This is a genomic window from Mycolicibacterium sp. SMGY-1XX, from assembly GCF_059132455.1.
Map to the genome: position 1 here is coordinate 1,811,884 of NZ_CP101139.1, position 16,624 is coordinate 1,828,507.

Consider the following 16,624-nt stretch of genomic DNA (forward strand, 5'->3'; position numbering starts at 1 on the left):
TCAGGCCGCCGGTTCGTGGGTCAGTTCCTTGAACCAGGAGGGTATGGGCCGTAGTAGGGGACGAGGGTACCGCTCGGACAGCCACACCATGGAGTTGGCCAGCAGATGGTAAGGGTGGTGGGGGTTCACCACGGCGCGGGAGTGCACCTTGAGTACCTGATAGGTGGGTACCCGCCAGGTCTTCTCGCCGCGTTCACCGAGTTTCCTGAAGCGTTTGACGGCGTTGTAGAGCATCTCGGGTTCCATGCCCATACCGATGATCTCGTTGCGGATCCGGTTGAGCAGCGGGACGTACATCAGGGCGCCGATGATCAGGCCGGGAGTGGCGACGTTGCCTACGAACTCGATGGCCAGCCTGCGGGCATCGGCGAAGCCGATCATGTTGAGAACCTCGAAATCGACGGCGATGTGCCGGGATTCGTCGTTGTTGATCTTCTCGAACACTTGATGGCACACCGGGTCGTGCACTTCATCGAGCAGGAATTTCAGCAGCGCCCCGTCGAGCGCCACCTCGAGCATCGGGATCACGGTGCCCAGGATCGACAGCGACATGCCGTCGGCGTAACGGTCCAGCCGCTCGATGGCGAGCCGGATGTTGATGTTGGGTTCGGGCATCTCGCCGTCGTCGAGCATGCCCCACCGCTTCATCAGAGCCAGTTCGGCATTGGCGTGGCGCTGCTCCTCGGCGTGGAAGTAGCGGTAGATCTCGGCGATGGTGGGGGTGGGCGCCTTCTTGGCCAGTGCGGCGAAGCCGCGGGCACCGATGTTCTCGATCCAGCACAGGTCGGCCATGAACGCCTTGAGTTTCGGCCGTTGTTCATCGGTGATCAGCTCGGCCCCTGGGGCGTCCCAGTCGATGTCGGCCAACGCCCACTGCCGGTCCTTGATCTTGGTGAGCATGAGATCCATGTCCATGACTTCTCCTTACTGGTGGGCCAGGCGTGACACGAGGCCGATGGTGCGGGTGTAGGTGGTGGGTGCGAATCGTTTGACACCCCAGCCGATCCGGGCATCGGGCTGGGGCATGCAGTACAGGCCTCCGCGGTCGTGGGTGTCCAGGCACATGCGCGCCACCCGCGCCGGGCTGAATCCGGTCCAGCGCATCAGTCGATCCGCCAGATGGGTGGAGTCGGTGGTGATGCGGCCGGAGGTGACGATGTTGGTCTTGACGAAGGTGGGGCACAGGACCGTGACATCCACGCCGGTGCCGGACATCTCGGCGGCCAGGGTCTCCGACAGTGAGAGCACCGCGGCCTTGCTGACGTTGTAGGCAGCCATGGTCGGTGCGGCCCCGAAGGAGGCGGCCGAGGCGACGTTGATGATGCCGCGCGGGCCCCCGGCGTCCCGCAGCATGGGCGCGAAGACGTGGCAGCCATGGATCGGCCCCCACAGGTTCACTCCGAGAGTCCACTGCCAGTCCTCGATGGGGATGTCGCCGATCGGGTGGCCTCCGGCGCCCACTCCGGCGTTGTTGATCACCAGGGTGGGTACGGTCCCGAACCAGGACCGGGCCGCGTGGCCGAGTTCGGTGACCTCGTCGAGTCGGGTCACATCGCAGTGGTGGGCCAGTGCTCGGCCGCCCTGGTCGGTGATCGCGTCGACGGTGCGTTGCGCGGCAGCGTCGTCGATGTCGCTGCAGAGCACCTGGTTGCCGCGGTCGGCGAGTTCGACGGCGAAGGCGGCGCCGATACCACTGCCCGCGCCGGTGACGACGGCGTGGCCGTTGCGGCTGCGTCGGGAGGAGAACATGGATGTCATCCCGCTTTCGTGTGAATGTGGCTGGGCTTGAGGCGGTTTCGGACGAAGGCAGCCACCTGTTGCATGGCATCGCCGGCTTCGGGGGTCAGCCGCGGCAGCGCCTGGAACACGTGGACCTGATCGGGCCAGATCTGCAGTTCGCAGTCACCGCCGGCGGCTCGCCAGGTGTCGGCGAGGTGGTGGGCGTCGGCGGCGAGCATCTCGGTGCCGCCGGCCTGGATCAGGGCGGGCGGTAGCGGTCCCCTCAGTTGGTGGGTGAGGCGGTGGTGATCGGGTTCGATTCCCCGGCAGTACATCTGCACCAGCCGCCGGGCGTCTGCGGCTCTGATGGCGGGGTCGGGGCGCAGCTGTTCACGGTGGCGCGCAAGGGTGAAGGTGAGATCGACCAGCGGCGAGAACAGCACCACCGCCGCGGGTTTCGCGGTGCCATGGTGGAGCAGCAGGTCCACGGCGAGATGCCCGCCTGCGGAATCGCCGGCCAGGACGATGCGGTCGGCGCGGAGACCACGGGTGATCTGTAGCCAGTCCCAGCCGGCGTGCACATCGTCTGCGGCGGTGGGGAACAGGTGTGCCGGTGCCAACCGGTAGTCCAGGCAGAAGACCGGTGCGCCGGCCAGCGCCGACAGCCAGCCCGCCAGGCGGCGGTGGGTGCGGGTGGAGCACAACGCATAACCGCTGCCGTGCAGGTAGTAGATGGCCTGCCCTGTTGTGTCCGGGGAGGTGGTGATCCATTCGCCGACCACTCGGCGTCCGTCGGGCAGGGTGTCGTCGATGGGTTCGACGCGGACCCCCGACAGGGACGGGCCGAAGACCTCCATGACGGTGGCGACGATGTGGCGCGACGCCCACAGTCCCCACGGCTGTTCGGGTGGCAACACGGCGCTGAGTTGTCGGAGCGTGAGGGCGCTGAGCCGGGCGCCGACGCGTGACCGCAGGGATCCGCGGGCCGGAATTGCGTCCATCGCAACCTCCATCGGGTAGGTGCGGGGAATGCAACAGCAAATAGTGACATTTGTCAATGACACTATTTGGCGATGTCAGCATCTTCGTCGATCTCTGGAGTCTCGTCCGTACCACTGGTCCCGCGCGTCTCCGGGCGCATCGGTCCGCTTGATTCTGTCGGTGGGTGGGTGTTTACTCGAGAAATCGAACATGCGTTCGAGGGATGTGTGAGCGGATCAGGCTGGAGGTGGATGGTGACGGCAGCGGTTTCGCCCCTTCATGTTCAGGACGACCGGGCTGAGCTGCTGAAACAGCTGCGCAGCCAGATTGCGGATGTGTCGGGCAAGGTGGGGGCGGGTCGGCGTGGCCATGCTATCGAACCGGCGGAAACGGATGCCCTACCTACCTCGGAAAGTTTGCTGGCTGTCCCTGAATCGCTACGTGAGCTGCTTCCGTCGGGGTTGCCCAGGGGAGTGGTGGCGGTGCTGTCCGGGGCCCGGTCACTACCGCTGAGCTTGGCAGCGGCAGTGACGGCCGACGGAGGGCATGTGGCAATCGTCGGTCACCCCGACGCCGGGTTGTTGGCGGCGGTCGAGATGGGGGCCGACTTGAGCCGGCTCGCAGTGATACCTGACCCGGGCACCGACCCGGTGGAGGTGGCGGCGGTGCTGATGGACGGCATGGACCTGGTGGTGCTCGGATTGAACGGCAGATCGGTGGCCCCTACCCGGGCGCGGGCGGTGACGGCCCGGGCCCAGCACCGGGGCTGCACCTTGCTGGCAACGGGCGGCGACTGGCCGGGGGCGGCACTGCGGCTGGAGGCGCGGGTACGCGGGTACGGCATGACGATCGGCGCCGTCCCGGGGTGTGGACGGATCGGCCGGGTCGAGGTGGCGTTCCGGGGCACCGGGCGCGGCGCGCGCTCCCGGTCGTTGGCGGGTTGAGGTGGCCCGCTCACGCACGCCCTCGCGAGTGCTGGCGATCTGGTGCATGGACTGGCCCGCAGTGGCGGCGGCACTGTCGGCGGAACTGCCCGCCACCGCACCCGTGGCGGTCACGCTGGCCAACCGGGTCATCGCCTGCTCGGCGGCAGCGCGTGCGGCGGGGGTCAAGCGCGCCCTGCGTCGAAGGGAAGCTCAGGCACGCTGCCCTGATCTGCACGTCGTGACGGCTGATCCCATGCGTGATGCCCGCTGTTTCGAGGAGGTGACGGCCGCCGTCGATGCGCTGGTACCGCGGGCTGAAGTGCTGCGGCCAGGGTTGATGGTGTTGTCGGTGCGGGGAGCGGCGCGGTTCTTCGGCTCCGAGGAAGCTGCCGCGGAACGGTTGACCGACGCGGTGGCAGCAGGTGGGGCCGAGTGCCAGGTCGGAATCGCCGATCAACTTCCCACCGCTGTGTTCGCGGCCAGGGCCGGCCGCCTCGTTGATCCCGGCGGGGATGCGAAGTTCCTGTCCGTATTGTCCATCCGGCAGCTGGCCACCGAACCCAGCCTCTCCTCGCCGGGGCGCGCAGATTTGGCAGATCTACTGTGGCGCATGGGAATCCGTAACTTCGGGCAGTTCGCCGAGCTGACGCGCAGTGATGTGGCCTCTCGTTTCGGAGCCGACGCGGTGCTGGCGCATCGGCTCGCCCGTGCCGAACCGATGCGGGGCCCCTCGGGGCGAGAGGTGCCGCCGGACCTGGCTGCCGTCATGAACTGCGATCCGCCGATCGACCGGGTGGACGCCGCGGCCTTCGCCGGGCGGTCGCTGGCCAGTGAACTGCACCGGAGCCTCGAGTCAGCGGGGGTGGGCTGCACCCGGCTGGGCATCCATGCGGTGACCGCCAAAGGTGAGGAGCTGGAACGGGTATGGCGGTGTGCCGAACCACTGACCGAGGACGCCACCGCTGATCGGATCCGCTGGCAGCTCGATGGCTGGCTGAACCGGCGGAACCCGGGAGACCGTCCGAGTGCGCCCATTGTCCAGTTGCGTCTGGAGCCGGTCGAGGTGGTCTCCGCGGGGGCGTTGCAGCTGCCGCTGTGGGGCGGGCTCGGTGATGAGGATCGGTTGCGGGCGCGCCGGGCGCTGGTTCGAGTGCAGGGCTTGCTCGGTCCCGAGGCGGTGAAGGTTCCCGTGCTCAGCGGCGGCCGCGGGCCTGTCGAACGAATTACGTTGACGCCATTGGGGGATGAGCTGGTACCCATGGCGGATCCGGCGCAGCCCTGGCCGGGTCAACTGCCCGAGCCGTCGCCCACCGTTGTCCTCGACGAACCGGTGGAGTTACTCGACGCACACGGCAACCCGGTGCGGGTCACCGGCCGCGGGCTGTTCAGCTCTGACCCGGCCAGGTTGGATTCGCCCGACACCAAAGGTGTTCGAACCAAGGCCTTCCGGGGTGACCTGCAGTGGTGGGCGGGGCCGTGGCAGGTCGACGAGCGCTGGTGGGACCCACAGGCGGCCTCGGCGGGACGCACTGCGCGCGTACAGGTCTTGCTGGAAAGTGACGCCCGGGCTGGCGACTGCGCCCGGGCGTTGCTGCTGTGTTATCGGCGCCGACGTTGGTATGTGGAGGGGGTATACGAGTAGGGGTATAGATTGAGGGCAATTAAGTTGTGCACAATTCGGTTGTGCTACGGTGGTGCGCATGGCGAAGCTGAGCCTCGACGACCATCTGTGTTTCGCGCTGTACGCCGCGTCCCGCGCTGTAGCCGCCGCGTACCGGCCGTTGTTGACGGAGTTTGGCCTCACCTACCCGCAGTACCTGGTCCTCATCGTGCTCAGGGACGAAGGCCCGATGAGCGTCCGCGAGCTCGGTGAACGGCTGCAACTGGATTCGGGCACGCTGTCACCGCTGCTCAAGCGAATGGAGGTCGGCGGACTGATCGACCGGCAGCGCTCGGAGCTCGACGAGCGGTCCGTGCGCGTCGCACTCACCACGGCCGGTCGCCGGCTCGAGGCCAAGGTGCGCTGTGTGCCGGAACGGCTCGCCGAGACGCTGGGCAGCTCCGGCATGACCGAGCAGGACGTCATCCGGCTGCGTGACGACGTCAACCGGCTCACCGCGGTCGTCCGTGACCCCACCCAGTAAGGCCCCAACCCGCAAAACCCTCGCAAAACCCTGAAAGGACATGGCATGCAAGCTATTTACACCGCAGAGGCACTGGCCACCGGCGACGGACGCGACGGCCACGCCACCACCTCCGACGGCAAGGTGGAACTCGACCTGTCCATCCCCAAGGAGATGGGTGGCAGCGGCACCGGCACCAACCCCGAGCAGCTGTTCGCCATCGGCTACGCGGCGTGCTACCACTCCGCGCTGCGCCTGGTGGCCCGCGAGGCCAAGGCCGACGTCAGCGACTCCGCCGTCGGCGCCAAGGTCTCCCTCGGCAACCTCGAGGGTGGCGGCTTCGGGCTGGCCGTCGAACTGGAGATCACCCTGCCGCACGTCGACCACGACGCCGCCGTCGAGTTGGCCGACAAAGCGCATCAGGTGTGCCCGTACTCCAACGCCACCCGCGGCAACATCGACGTGACGCTGACCGTCACCGACGACTAGCCGCGCCGATCAGGCCAGCCCTCGGGCGAAGCGTCCCACCCGGTCGATGAACCGGTCGAAGAACACCGTCGGGTCGACGTCCACGCCGATCAGCGCATTGTGTTCGCGGCCCCAGATGCCGGTCCAGTCCGCGACGGTCATGCCGCGGGTCAGTGTGCCGGTCAACTCGACATCGACCGTCGCCGGCCGGGTGCGCACCAGTTCCGGATCGAGCGCCACCGCTGCCGCGAGCGGGTCGTGCAAGTGGGCCAGATAGCCTTCGCCCTGGTCGTAGTGGAACTCGAAGTAGAACCGCATCGCGTCTTCGAGGACACGGATCAGCGGATTGGCCGCCGCCGATCGGACACCTCTGGTATCGAGCACGCTCATCGTCATGGTCGCTGAATCCGCGGCCGCGGCCAGCCGGGCCAGCACGGCCGGTGTCATCGCGATGTGCTCGGTCAGGTTGAGCCCCAACACAATCGGCACGTGTCCGGGTGCATCCAGCCCCCAGGCGGCGTTCCATCCGCTGAACACCTCGCCGGCCGCCTCCGGGTCGACGCTGATGTTCCATTCGGCCACCGGGGTGGTGTTGCCCTTGTAGCCGAACGCCCCGCCCATGATCACCAGCCGCCGCAGCAGTCGGGGCAGCCCGGGCTCCAGGCGCATCGCCAGCGCCAGATTGGTCAGCGGACCGGTTGCCACGGCCACCAGCTCACCAGGATGGGCGTGCGCCGCCCGCACCCACGCGGTGGCGGCGTCGTGCTCGGTGAGGCGCCGTTCGGTGGGCGGCAGCTCGGCGTAGCCGAGTCCCCGCGGTCCGTGGGTGTCCTCGGCGGTGCGCAGCGGCGTCACCAACGGTCGCGGTGCACCTTTGGACACCGGGATGTCGCCGGCGCCGCACAGTTCCAGCAGCCCCAGGTTGTTCTCGCACACCTGGTCCACCGCGACGTTGCCGCCCGTGGAGGCGATTCCCACGAGGTCGACACCGTCGCTGGCCAGCAGATAGGCCAACGCCATCGCGTCGTCCACCCCGGTGTCGACATCGACGAAAACCGGGATGCCGTCCGTGGATTCAGCCGCCGTGGTCATTTCGAAGACCCTACCGTCACCGACCGGGTCTGGCCGTGATCACCAGTGCACGCCGGGCACCAGTCGCGCAGCGCGTTTGACCGGGCCTGGTATCCGCACCCGGGGAACCCGGGCAGCCGGGCGCGGCCGGCGTGTCACGTTGACGGCGGCCGGGGCCTCCGTTCCGCGCGCCGCGGCGGAATCCGGATAACCCAGATACAGCTGGTGCAGCAGCCGCCGCGACAGCTTCGGGGCCAGGTAACGACCGGCGTCTCCGAGCGTGCCCAAGGGGGTGTCGATGCGCACCGGCTTGTCGATCAACCCGCGCACCACCATGGCCGCGGCGTGTTCGGCGCTGATCGCCGGTACCGGGTTCAGCCGTCGTGACGGGGTGATCATCGGTGTGCGGACCAGGGGCATGTGGATGGTTGTGAACGTCACATGACTCGACAGCGTTTCCGTCGAGACCACCTCGGCGAACGCATCCAGTGCCGCTTTGGTGGGGAGGTAGGCCGAATACCGCGGCGAGCTGGCCTGCACTCCGGCGCTGGAGACGTTGACGACATGGCCGAACCGTCGTTCCTGCCAATGCGGGAGCAACGCCAGGACCATGCGGACCGCGCCGAAATAGTTCACCGCCATGACCCGCTCGTAGTCGTGGAACCGGTCGGTGGAGGCGCCGACAGATCGCCGGATCGAGCGCCCGGCGTTGTTCACCAGGTAGTCGACATGACCGAAGCGGCCCAGGATGTCGGCGACGGTGTGCTCCACCGAGGCGGAGTCGGTGACGTCGCAGGTGTAGGCATGCGCCTGCCCGCCGGCGCGGCGGATCTCGGTGATCAGCTCGTCGAGTGCCTGGCCGTTGCGGGCCAGGGCGAACACCGTCGCCCCTCGGGCGGCTACCGCAAGGGCCGCGGCCCGGCCGATGCCGCTGGATGCGCCGGTGATGATGACGTGCCGTCCGGCCAGCGGTTCGCCGGACTGATGCTGCTGCGCCCAGAAACGCCACAGCGCCGGCGCATACGACCGGAACTCTGGCACCTCGATACCCGTCCCGCGCAACGCTTCTCGGGTGTGCTCGGCGGTGAACTCCGACGTCATGGCCACGGAGTCGAAGAGCTCGGCCGGAATGCCGAGTTGGGTGGCCGCCATGTTGCGCCACACTTTCGCTCGCCCGCGTGCCTCGAGGAACGAAGCGGCGACCGCGTCGGGCATCGCGACGGGGTGGAGGGGCAGCCCCGCCGCCGGGGCGAGGGCACGGTAGAACCCCCGCGGGCCCACCGACTTCGGCGCCGTCAGGTGAAACGTCTGGCCGTCGTAGCCGTCGGTGTGTATGAGCGCCGTCAGCGCGTCGGCCACGTAGTCGACCGGCACGATGTTCATCCGGCCCACATCGGGCAGCGCGAGCGGGGTGAGCCGCGGAAGTGTAGCGAGCTTGGCCAGCAGGTCGAAGAAGTAGTAGGGGCCATCGATCTTGTCGATCTCGCCGGTTCGTGAGTCGCCCACCACCACCGCGGGCCGGTAGATGCGGAAGCGTAATCCCGGTGTGCTGCGCACCAGCTTCTCGGCGTCGAACTTGCTCTGGTGATAGGGCGTCGGCAGCTGTTGGCCGAGGTCGAAATCGTCCTCGGTGAACACTCCGGCGTAGGTGCCGGCCACCGCGATCGACGACACGTGATGCAGCAGTGCGCTCTGCCGCACGCTCACGTCGATCACCGCGCGGGTGCCGTCGACGTTGGCGGCACGCTGATCGGCCTCCGGTGCGGTCACGTCGTACACCGCGGCGCAGTGCACCACATGGTCGACGTGGCCGAGCTCGTCGGCCAGGCCGAGGCCGGGTTGAAGGAGGTCACCGATCAGCGGGGTGACCAGGCTGCTCCAGGGCTGACGATCGAAGCGGCCCAGCGACGACGCCCGCACCAGCACCTGGATGTCGGCGTCCGGGTCGGATTGCAGGATTCGGCTGACGACGTGGCGCCCGATGAACCCGGTACCGCCGGTAACGACATAGCGCATGAGGTCATGGTGCTCGCTCCATCGCGCCGCGTCAACCAACCTTGACAGGGGGTGCGGTTGTGACAACTACAGCCGGGCAAGGGCGACGTAGCCGGAGCTCAGGGCCGGAGTCTGCGACAGCGGGTCCAGATCGGTACGGTCCATCAGCAGATTGCGGTTGACGCCGAACGATTCCGGGGGACGCCCGCCGCGAGGATCGAAAACCCGTGAGCCCCAACCATGTTCAACCACCAGCAAGCCTGGGCGCGGCCGCTCGGACACCGACGCCACCAGCTCCACCGAGCCGACGGGGGAGAACAGCCGCACCCGATCGCCGTCGGCGATGCCGTACAGCGCCGCGTCGGCAGGATTGATCAGCACGCCGTTGTCCCTGCCCGCCGGATGCAGACCGGGCAATTCGTTGAGCCACGAGTTCATCGAATGCCGGTGCCGGCGATTGCCCAGCTGGAACGGATATCCCTCGGGCGCCACCGGATGTGGCCCGGCCAGCAGTTCGCGGGCCCGGGCGACGAACTCCGCGGGCGCCACCTGCACCAACTTGTCCGGGGTGCGCAACGCCTGGGCGAAGTGGCCGTACTCGCGCGGGCCGAGCACCAACCCGTGCGGATTGTCCTCCAGATCACGCCAGGTCAGCCTGCGGCCGTTGACTTTCCGGCTCGTCAACACCATCAGCCGGTGCAACCAATGCGGCCCGAACTCCAGCGACGGCCGCCGGGCCCACGAGGCGACACGGCGGGTGGCCGAGATGAAACCGTTGACTCCGCGCGCACCGAACAGCGGCCGGCGCATGGCGATCGCGAGGTCGGTGAAGATACGCCACTCCTCCCGCACCCCGGGCGGCGGCTGCACAGCTCGCCGGCCGTACTGGATGTAGGGCTGGTCGTGCATGCCGCTGGTGAACGCCAACAGATCGTCGCGCTCCAGCCAGTGTGCGGCCGGGAGCAGCCAGTGCGCGTGCCGATGACTCTCGCGCTGCACCAAGTCGATGGCCACCAGCAGATCCAGCCCGGCCAGCGCCGCGTCCAGCCGGGCGCCGTCGGGCCCGGACACCACCGGGTTGCCGCTGTTGATCAGCATCGCCCGGATCTGGCCACGGCCGGGGGTGGTGATCTCGTCCGGCAGTTCGGCCAATGCGTGGGCGCCGGCCACCATCTCGCGGCCGGCCAGCCGGCTGCGATGGGGTTGCTCTTTGACCATGTCGAACAAGCGCAGGGTGTCGATGTACCCGCGTTCGAAGCGTCGTCCGCCCGGACGGTCCATCCGCCCGGTGATGAGGTTGAAGACATGACCGAGCCACTCGGCGACCGTGCCCGAGGCGTGCAGCGACACCCCGGTGCGGGTCACCACCATGGCGCCGCGGGCTGCCGCGAAATCCCGTGCCACTTGTTCGATCTCAGGCCGTCGCACCCCACACCGCAACGCCAGGTCATCGAGATCGCACGACGCCACCAGGGCTCGCAGCTCGTCTGTCCCGGTGGCCAGTTCGCTACAGTCGCGGCGATGCTCGAGGCCCTCGTCGAAAATCACCTTGACCATCGCCAGCAGCAGCGCCCAATCCTGGCCCGGCTGCACCGCCAGATGCACATCGGCGCGTTCGGCGCTCTCGGTGCGCACCGGATCCACCACCACGATCGTCGCACCGGCCTTCTGGCGCTCCAGCGCCCGGCGCCAACCACCGGGCGCCGACTCCAGCCAATTCCAGGCGCTCACAGCGGGATTGGTGCCCACCAGCAGGAAGTAGTCGCAGCTGTCGATATCGGAGACCAGCGCCAGCAGTTGCGAGCCGTACATCGCCGAGGACACCACATGCATGGCGTTCTGGTCCACCGACCCCACCGCATACCGGTTACGGGTGCCGATCGCGTCCAGCCAGGCGTTCATGAAGACGATGTTCGACGACGAAAAGCCGGCGGGATTGCCGTAATACGCGCCCACCGCGTCTGGGCCGCCCGCGTCGATGACGGCGTTGAGCCGCACCGCGATATCGGCCAGCGCCTCCTCCCACGAAGCCTCGACATAACCGTCGCCGACGCGGCGCATCGGGGCCAGGATACGGCGAGGATGTTCCACCACTTGGGCGGCGTTGCGGCCCTTGGCGCAGAAATCCTGCCAGCTGTGCGGATTCTGCTTGTCTGCGGCGATCTTGGTGACGCGATTGTCGCTGACGGTGACGTCGACTCCACACGAGGCCAGGCAGTACCGGCAGAACGTGTGGGTGACACTCATGATTGCGCGAGGCCGTCCCAGCTGACCAGCGTCCAGCCCGTTACCGGGTTGCCCTTGATCACCACCTGACCGACATTCGGCAGCGGATGCGACCGCAGCAGTTCCCCGTCCGGATTGGAGACGTTCATCTGCGTCCAGGTCATGATCGCGCCGGCGTGGGAGAAGGCGACGGCGTTCTTGTCACCGCTTTCGTAGATCCGCTGCACGGCTTCGGTGAACTCCTCGTTGAACTGGTTGCCGTCGATGGCGCCGGGGATCCGGGCGTCCCGCTCACCCTGCAGCCATTGCATGGGTGCCAAGCCGTAGGTGGAAACGGCGTCGGCCTCCGGCGTGCCCTCGAACCACCCGGCCGGGATCTCCTGCAGTCCCGGCAACACGTCGACCTGCTCGCCGAGGTCCTCGGCCAACGGTGCGGCGGTCTGCTGCGTGCGCACCATCGACGAGGCATAGATGCCGTCGAAGTCTTTGTCGCGCAACTCGTCTGCCACCTGCTCGGCTTGTTTCTGGCCGTCGGCGGTGATGCTGGGGCCCGGCACCGAGGTGTCGATCAGCCCGGAGGCGTTGCCCTCGGACTCGGCGTGCCGCACGAAGGTCACCGTGATCGATTCCGGGGGTGGAGGTTCCGAACCACACGCACCCACCACTGCCACCGCAGCAACCGTGACCGCCGCCTTGACGAACCTGGGCATCTAGCGCCGCCTTCCCAGATAACCTTCCTGGGTCACCGTACAGACCAGTTCGCCGCTGCGGTTGTAGATCAGCCCAGTTCCCAGCCCCCGGCCGCCGATCGCGCTGGGTGCGCGCTGGTCGTAGAGCAGCCAGTCGGAGAAATCGACGGGACGGTGAAACCACATGGCATGGTCCAGCGACGCCATGGTCTCCATGTTCTGCCACGTCTTGCCGACGCCCACCTGCACCGGGTCCAGGATCGTCCAGTCGCTGACATAGCCCAGCAGACAGGTCGCCAGTAGTGGATCTGTCAGCAACTGCGGTGGCGGTGCGGATTCCACCCGTAGCCACAGCCGGCACACCGCCTCGTCGGGAACCCCGGCGTCGACGGCCACCCGGGGTGGGGGATCGATGTAGCGCATCTCGAACAGCCGCAGCCGCACCAGCTCCGCATAGCCCTCGTCGATGTAGGGCGCCAGCTGCTCTTCGAGGCTGGGGAGGCTCTCCGGGGCGGCGACCAGGGGCATGGGCTGGTGGTAGTCGCCGTTGTCGATGGGCTCGATGAACGAGACCATCGCTTCCATCACCACCACCTCGCCCTGCCGGGTGGTCACCCGGCGAGTGGAGAAGGTGCGGCCCTGCCGCAGTGAGACGACGTCGTACTCCAACGGGCGGTTGGGGTTGCCCGGGCGCAGGAACGACACGTGCAGGCTGTGCAGCAGCCGGCCCGGCACCGTGCGTGCGGCCGCGGCCATGGCCTGGGCGACGACCTGCCCGCCGAACACGCGCACCCGTTCCACATCGTCGACCGGCTGCGGCCCGAGGTAGGTGCCGCCGCCGACATCCTCGACGGCGAACAGTTCCAAGACGTCCTTCAGTGTCTGCGGCACGCCTTCTATAAGGCCATGTCTGTCGCCGCGGCGCGCATCCGGGTCAGTAATGTCGGGGGAAAGAGATGCGAAGGGAGCCTCAATGGCGATCGATCCGACGGCCATCGGCGCGAAGGCCGACCCCTACGTCTTCGAGTGGACCGACCGCGACACCATGCTCTACGCGCTCGGCGTCGGTTGCGGCACCGCCGATCTCGCCTTCACCACCGACAACAGCCACGAGGTGACCCAACAGGTGTTGCCCACCTACGCGGTGATCGCCTGCATCGGTTTCCCGGCCATCGGCAAGATCGGCGAGTTCAACTTTGGGATGTTGCTGCACGGCTCGCAGCAGATCCAGCTGGCCAGGCCGCTCCCGCCGGCGGGCAAACTGCTGGTGGAGTCCGAAGTTGCCGACCTGCAGGACAAAGGTGAAGGCAAGAACGCCATCGTGATGCTGCGGGCGCGCGGAACAGACCCGAGCACCGACGAGGTGGTGGTGGAGACGCTAGCGACCTTCGTCATCCGCGGCGCCGGCGGATTCGGCGGGCAACCCGGCACGCGGCCCGCGGCTCCGGAACTGCCGCAGCGGGAGTCGGATTCGCGTACAGCGATGCCCACGCGTGACGATCAGGCGTTGATCTACCGGTTGTCCGGTGACCGCAACCCCTTGCACAGCGACCCCTGGTTCGCGCAGACCCTCGCCGGCTTCCCTAAACCGATCCTGCACGGGCTGTGCACCTACGGTTTCGCGGGCCGCGCCCTGGTCGCCGATCTCGGTGGCGGCGACGCCTCGCGGATCACCGGGATGTCGGCACGATTCACCTCACCGGTGTTCCCGGGGGAAACGCTCACCACGTCGATCTGGCGCACCGAACCCGGCCAGGCCCTGTTCACCACGGAGGCGGCCGCCCCCGACGGTTCGGGATCGCGGCTGGTGCTCGAAGACGGGGTCGCCACCTTCACTGCGTGACGGCGCCCGCCGAATTCGGGCGATCCCACGTTGCGAACCGCCGTGGCTGCCAGGATGAACCGCATGCGGCTGATCGTCGGTTACCTCGCCACCCCCAGCGGCGATGACGGATTGACTCTCGGGGTACGGCTGGCCCGCACCCTCGGTGCGGCGCTGGACCTGTGCCTGGTGCTGCCCCGTGACCGGATGCGCCCCGGTCTGGTGCCGGACGGCGGGTACGACGAGATTTTGGCCGACCATGCGCAATCCTGGCTCGATGCCGCCGCCGCGTCGGTGCCCGAGGACATCGAGGTAGCCACACACGTGTCCTCCAACGAGTCGTTCGCGGCCGGTCTGATCGAGGAGTCGGCCCGGTTGGGTGCGGAGGCGATCGTCGTCGGGGCCGCCGGGGACGGCCTGATCGGACGATATTCCATCGGGTCGGTCACCGGGGAGCTGCTGCATTCCGCGCCGGTGCCTCTGGCTCTGGCGCCGCGGGGCACCCGCCATTCCAAGGTGGAACGGGTCCGTGAGGTCACCTGCGCGCTGGGGCAACTGCAGGGCGCCGACCTGTTGTTGTCGACGGCGGTGCGGGCCAGCGCCGCGGCGGGTACCCCGCTGCGGCTGGTGTCGCTGGTGGCGCTGGACCCGATGTTCGGTTCGCTGCGCGGTGACGACGAGGCCGTGCGTCAACGCGCCCTCGATCATGCCCGCCAAACTCTGGAGACGGCCAAACACGAACTGCCCGAGGGATTCCCGGTGGAAGCCACCATTGTGGACGGCCCGTCGGTGGAGTCCGCGGTGAACAAACTCGACTGGCGCGATGGCGATCTGATCATGGTGGGTTCCAGCCGGCTCGGCGCGCCGCGCCGATTGTTCCTCGGCTCCACCGCGGCGAAGATGCTGCGTGTCCTCGAGGTGCCCATGGTCGTCGTACCCCGGGAACAATTCGGTGAGGAGGACCTGCCATGACCGAAACGTCATCCGGAGACCAGTTGCACCGCGCCGAAGCAGATGCGGGTCTGGTTGCCAAAGGTCTGGCCGCCGGGAAGGTCGGTACGTTCTCCGGTGCGGTGCTCGGCATTTCGTCGGTGGCGCCCGGCTACACGCTGACCGCGAGCATCGGCTTGATCGTCGCCGCGGTGGGGCTGAAGATGCCGGCCATCTTCATCGCCGGTTTCATTCCGATGTTCCTCACCGCGTACGCCTACCGCGAGCTGAATTCGCGGGCACCGGACTGCGGCGCGTCATTCACGTGGTCCACCAAGGCATTCGGTCCCTACGTCGGCTGGATGTGTGGCTGGGGCATGGTGATCGCCACCATCATCGTGCTGTCCAATCTGGCCGCCATCGCAGTCGAGTTCTTCTACTTGTTCATCGCCGAACTGGTGGATCAGCCGTCGATCGCCGACCTGGCCTACAACACCGCCGTCAACATCGTCAGCACACTCGCGTTCCTGGGCGTGGCCACCTTCATCGCCAGCCGTGGTATCACCACCAGCGAGAAGGTGCAGTACGTGCTGGTCGGGTTCCAGATGATCGTGCTGGTGGCCTTCGCGGTCGTGGCGATCGCGCATGTGGGCCGCGGGGACGCGCCGGCGGGCCTGAGTTTCGACCTCGACTGGTTCAACCCCTTCTCCGGTCTGGCCATGGGCGCGTTCGTCATCGGTGTCACCGGCTCGATCTTCGCGTTCTGGGGATGGGACACCTGCCTGACCCTCGGCGAGGAGTCCAAGGACCCCACCAAGGTGCCGGGGCGCGCCGGATTGCTCTGTGTGATCTCGATTCTCATCACCTATCTGCTGGTTGCCGTCGCGGTGATGATGTATGCCGGCGTCGGGGAGGAGGGCCTGGGACTGGGCAACGAGGAGAACTCGGCCAACGTGTTCGGAGCGCTGGCCCGTCCGGTGCTCGGTGACACCGGAGGGCTGGTGCTGTACCTGGCGGTGTTCGCCTCCTCGATCGCGAGCCTGCAGACGACGTTCCTGCCTGCCGCGCGCGCCATGCTGGCGATGGGGGCCTACGGTGCGTTCCCGAAGAAGTTCGCCGAAATCAGCCCGCGGTTCCTCACACCGTCGTTCAGCACCGCGGTCGCCGGTCTGGTGACCGGTGTCTTCTACACCCTGGTGAGCCTGCTGTCGGAGTCGATACTGCTGGATACCATTGCCGCCCTTGGCATCATGATCTGCTGGTATTACGGCATCACCGCGTTCGCCTGTGTCTGGTACTTCCGCGGTGAACTGTTCGCCAGCGCGCACAACGTCGTTTTCAAGTTCCTGTTCCCGCTGCTGGGTGGATTGATTCTGGCGGCCGTGTTCATCATCTCGGTCAAGGAGAGCATGAACCCGGACAACGCCAGCGGCGCGTCCATCGGTGGCATCGGCCTGGTGTTCTTCATCGGCTTCGGTCTGTTGTTGCTGGGGGCGGTACTGATGTTGGTCATGCGCTCGCGCCGCCCGGAGTTCTTCACCGGAGCCACGATGGACAGGGCCGTTCCCGCCGACCGTTTCTGAGCCCTGCTGTCGGTTTCTCGTCATGTGGTAGACACACCGCTGTGACCTGCGGTAAACGCGAGTTGTGATCTTGATCTCCCGAAGTTGACGC

15 protein-coding genes are annotated in these 16,624 nt (G+C 67.6%); 7 read left to right on the plus strand and 8 right to left on the minus strand.

All coding sequences use genetic code 11. The annotated features are described in order from the left end of the window. Genes NL241_RS08935 through NL241_RS08945 form a run of 3 tightly spaced genes read right to left on the minus strand, consistent with a single transcriptional unit; the run spans position 1 to position 2,720 of the window. A complete protein-coding gene (locus NL241_RS08935) occupies positions 1-915 on the minus strand; it encodes a ferritin-like domain-containing protein (protein WP_494397329.1) in 915 nt (304 codons plus the stop codon). A 9-nt stretch (positions 916-924) separates the two neighbouring features. Further along, complete coding sequence (locus NL241_RS08940; protein WP_494397330.1) at positions 925-1,758, minus strand: SDR family NAD(P)-dependent oxidoreductase; 834 nt, start codon at positions 1,756-1,758, stop codon at positions 925-927. Further along, positions 1,755-2,720, minus strand: a complete 966-nt coding sequence (locus NL241_RS08945; protein WP_494397331.1) for an alpha/beta hydrolase — start codon at positions 2,718-2,720, stop codon at positions 1,755-1,757. The genes NL241_RS08940 and NL241_RS08945 overlap by 4 nt, the downstream gene beginning before the upstream one ends. A gap of 234 nt (positions 2,721-2,954) precedes the next feature. Here NL241_RS08945 and imuA' point away from each other — a divergent pair, with 234 nt between their 5' ends. Genes imuA' through NL241_RS08965 form a run of 4 tightly spaced genes read left to right on the plus strand, consistent with a single transcriptional unit; the run spans position 2,955 to position 6,238 of the window. Then, the gene (imuA', locus tag NL241_RS08950) at positions 2,955-3,644 is read left to right on the plus strand and encodes a DnaE2-dependent mutagenesis accessory factor ImuA' (RefSeq protein ID WP_487691028.1); all 690 of its coding nucleotides are present in this window, start codon (positions 2,955-2,957) and stop codon (positions 3,642-3,644) included. A 46-nt stretch (positions 3,645-3,690) separates the two neighbouring features. After that, positions 3,691-5,268 (plus strand): DNA polymerase Y family protein, encoded by a 1,578-nt coding sequence (locus tag NL241_RS08955; protein ID WP_494397332.1) that lies wholly within the window; start codon positions 3,691-3,693, stop codon positions 5,266-5,268. 58 nt (positions 5,269-5,326) lie between these two features. Beyond that, a complete protein-coding gene (locus tag NL241_RS08960) occupies positions 5,327-5,770 on the plus strand; it encodes a MarR family winged helix-turn-helix transcriptional regulator (RefSeq protein WP_487691031.1) in 444 nt (147 codons plus the stop codon). 45 nt (positions 5,771-5,815) lie between these two features. Further along, entirely contained in the window at positions 5,816-6,238 is a 423-nt protein-coding gene (locus NL241_RS08965; protein WP_494397333.1) for an organic hydroperoxide resistance protein, read from the plus strand. Between the two features lie 9 nt (positions 6,239-6,247). Here NL241_RS08965 and NL241_RS08970 read toward each other — a convergent pair whose 3' ends face one another. The 5 genes from NL241_RS08970 to NL241_RS08990 all read right to left on the minus strand — a co-directional run bounded on the left by NL241_RS08970 (position 6,248) and on the right by NL241_RS08990 (position 13,089). Beyond that, a complete protein-coding gene (locus NL241_RS08970; protein ID WP_487691035.1) occupies positions 6,248-7,309 on the minus strand; it encodes a nucleoside hydrolase in 1,062 nt (353 codons plus the stop codon). A 39-nt stretch (positions 7,310-7,348) separates the two neighbouring features. Next, positions 7,349-9,304 (minus strand): SDR family oxidoreductase, encoded by a 1,956-nt coding sequence (locus NL241_RS08975; RefSeq protein ID WP_494397334.1) that lies wholly within the window; start codon positions 9,302-9,304, stop codon positions 7,349-7,351. Between the two features lie 66 nt (positions 9,305-9,370). Next, the gene (locus NL241_RS08980; RefSeq protein WP_494397335.1) at positions 9,371-11,530 is read right to left on the minus strand and encodes a molybdopterin-containing oxidoreductase family protein; all 2,160 of its coding nucleotides are present in this window, start codon (positions 11,528-11,530) and stop codon (positions 9,371-9,373) included. After that, positions 11,527-12,219, minus strand: coding sequence for a histidine phosphatase family protein (locus NL241_RS08985; RefSeq protein WP_487691040.1), 693 nt, complete (start codon positions 12,217-12,219; stop codon positions 11,527-11,529). The genes NL241_RS08980 and NL241_RS08985 overlap by 4 nt, the downstream gene beginning before the upstream one ends. Next, positions 12,220-13,089, minus strand: coding sequence for an acyl-CoA thioesterase (locus NL241_RS08990; protein ID WP_487691042.1), 870 nt, complete (start codon positions 13,087-13,089; stop codon positions 12,220-12,222). An 82-nt stretch (positions 13,090-13,171) separates the two neighbouring features. Between NL241_RS08990 and NL241_RS08995 the strand changes: the two genes are divergently transcribed. The 3 genes from NL241_RS08995 to NL241_RS09005 all read left to right on the plus strand — a co-directional run bounded on the left by NL241_RS08995 (position 13,172) and on the right by NL241_RS09005 (position 16,533). After that, complete coding sequence (locus tag NL241_RS08995; RefSeq protein ID WP_487691044.1) at positions 13,172-14,041, plus strand: MaoC/PaaZ C-terminal domain-containing protein; 870 nt, start codon at positions 13,172-13,174, stop codon at positions 14,039-14,041. A 63-nt stretch (positions 14,042-14,104) separates the two neighbouring features. Beyond that, positions 14,105-14,992, plus strand: a complete 888-nt coding sequence (locus NL241_RS09000; RefSeq protein ID WP_494397336.1) for a universal stress protein — start codon at positions 14,105-14,107, stop codon at positions 14,990-14,992. After that, positions 14,989-16,533, plus strand: coding sequence for an APC family permease (locus tag NL241_RS09005; protein ID WP_494397337.1), 1,545 nt, complete (start codon positions 14,989-14,991; stop codon positions 16,531-16,533). The genes NL241_RS09000 and NL241_RS09005 overlap by 4 nt, the downstream gene beginning before the upstream one ends. Positions 16,534-16,624: the final 91 nt, after the last annotated feature.

What these genes read in the sequence shown, in the direction of transcription:
- NL241_RS08965 (WP_494397333.1), top strand. Translation starts at nt 5,816, where the DNA reads ATGCAAGCTATTTACACCGCAGAGGCACTGGCCACCGGCGACGGACGC.
- NL241_RS09005 (WP_494397337.1), top strand. Translation starts at nt 14,989, where the DNA reads ATGACCGAAACGTCATCCGGAGACCAGTTGCACCGCGCCGAAGCAGAT.
- NL241_RS08940 (WP_494397330.1), bottom strand. Translation starts at nt 1,758, where the DNA reads ATGACATCCATGTTCTCCTCCCGACGCAGCCGCAACGGCCACGCCGTC.
- NL241_RS08935 (WP_494397329.1), bottom strand. Translation starts at nt 915, where the DNA reads ATGGACATGGATCTCATGCTCACCAAGATCAAGGACCGGCAGTGGGCG.
- NL241_RS08970 (WP_487691035.1), bottom strand. Translation starts at nt 7,309, where the DNA reads ATGACCACGGCGGCTGAATCCACGGACGGCATCCCGGTTTTCGTCGAT.
- NL241_RS09000 (WP_494397336.1), top strand. Translation starts at nt 14,105, where the DNA reads ATGCGGCTGATCGTCGGTTACCTCGCCACCCCCAGCGGCGATGACGGA.
- NL241_RS08995 (WP_487691044.1), top strand. Translation starts at nt 13,172, where the DNA reads ATGGCGATCGATCCGACGGCCATCGGCGCGAAGGCCGACCCCTACGTC.
- NL241_RS08975 (WP_494397334.1), bottom strand. Translation starts at nt 9,304, where the DNA reads ATGCGCTATGTCGTTACCGGCGGTACCGGGTTCATCGGGCGCCACGTC.
- NL241_RS08985 (WP_487691040.1), bottom strand. Translation starts at nt 12,219, where the DNA reads ATGCCCAGGTTCGTCAAGGCGGCGGTCACGGTTGCTGCGGTGGCAGTG.
- NL241_RS08980 (WP_494397335.1), bottom strand. Translation starts at nt 11,530, where the DNA reads ATGAGTGTCACCCACACGTTCTGCCGGTACTGCCTGGCCTCGTGTGGA.
- NL241_RS08960 (WP_487691031.1), top strand. Translation starts at nt 5,327, where the DNA reads ATGGCGAAGCTGAGCCTCGACGACCATCTGTGTTTCGCGCTGTACGCC.
- NL241_RS08955 (WP_494397332.1), top strand. Translation starts at nt 3,691, where the DNA reads ATGGACTGGCCCGCAGTGGCGGCGGCACTGTCGGCGGAACTGCCCGCC.
- NL241_RS08945 (WP_494397331.1), bottom strand. Translation starts at nt 2,720, where the DNA reads ATGGACGCAATTCCGGCCCGCGGATCCCTGCGGTCACGCGTCGGCGCC.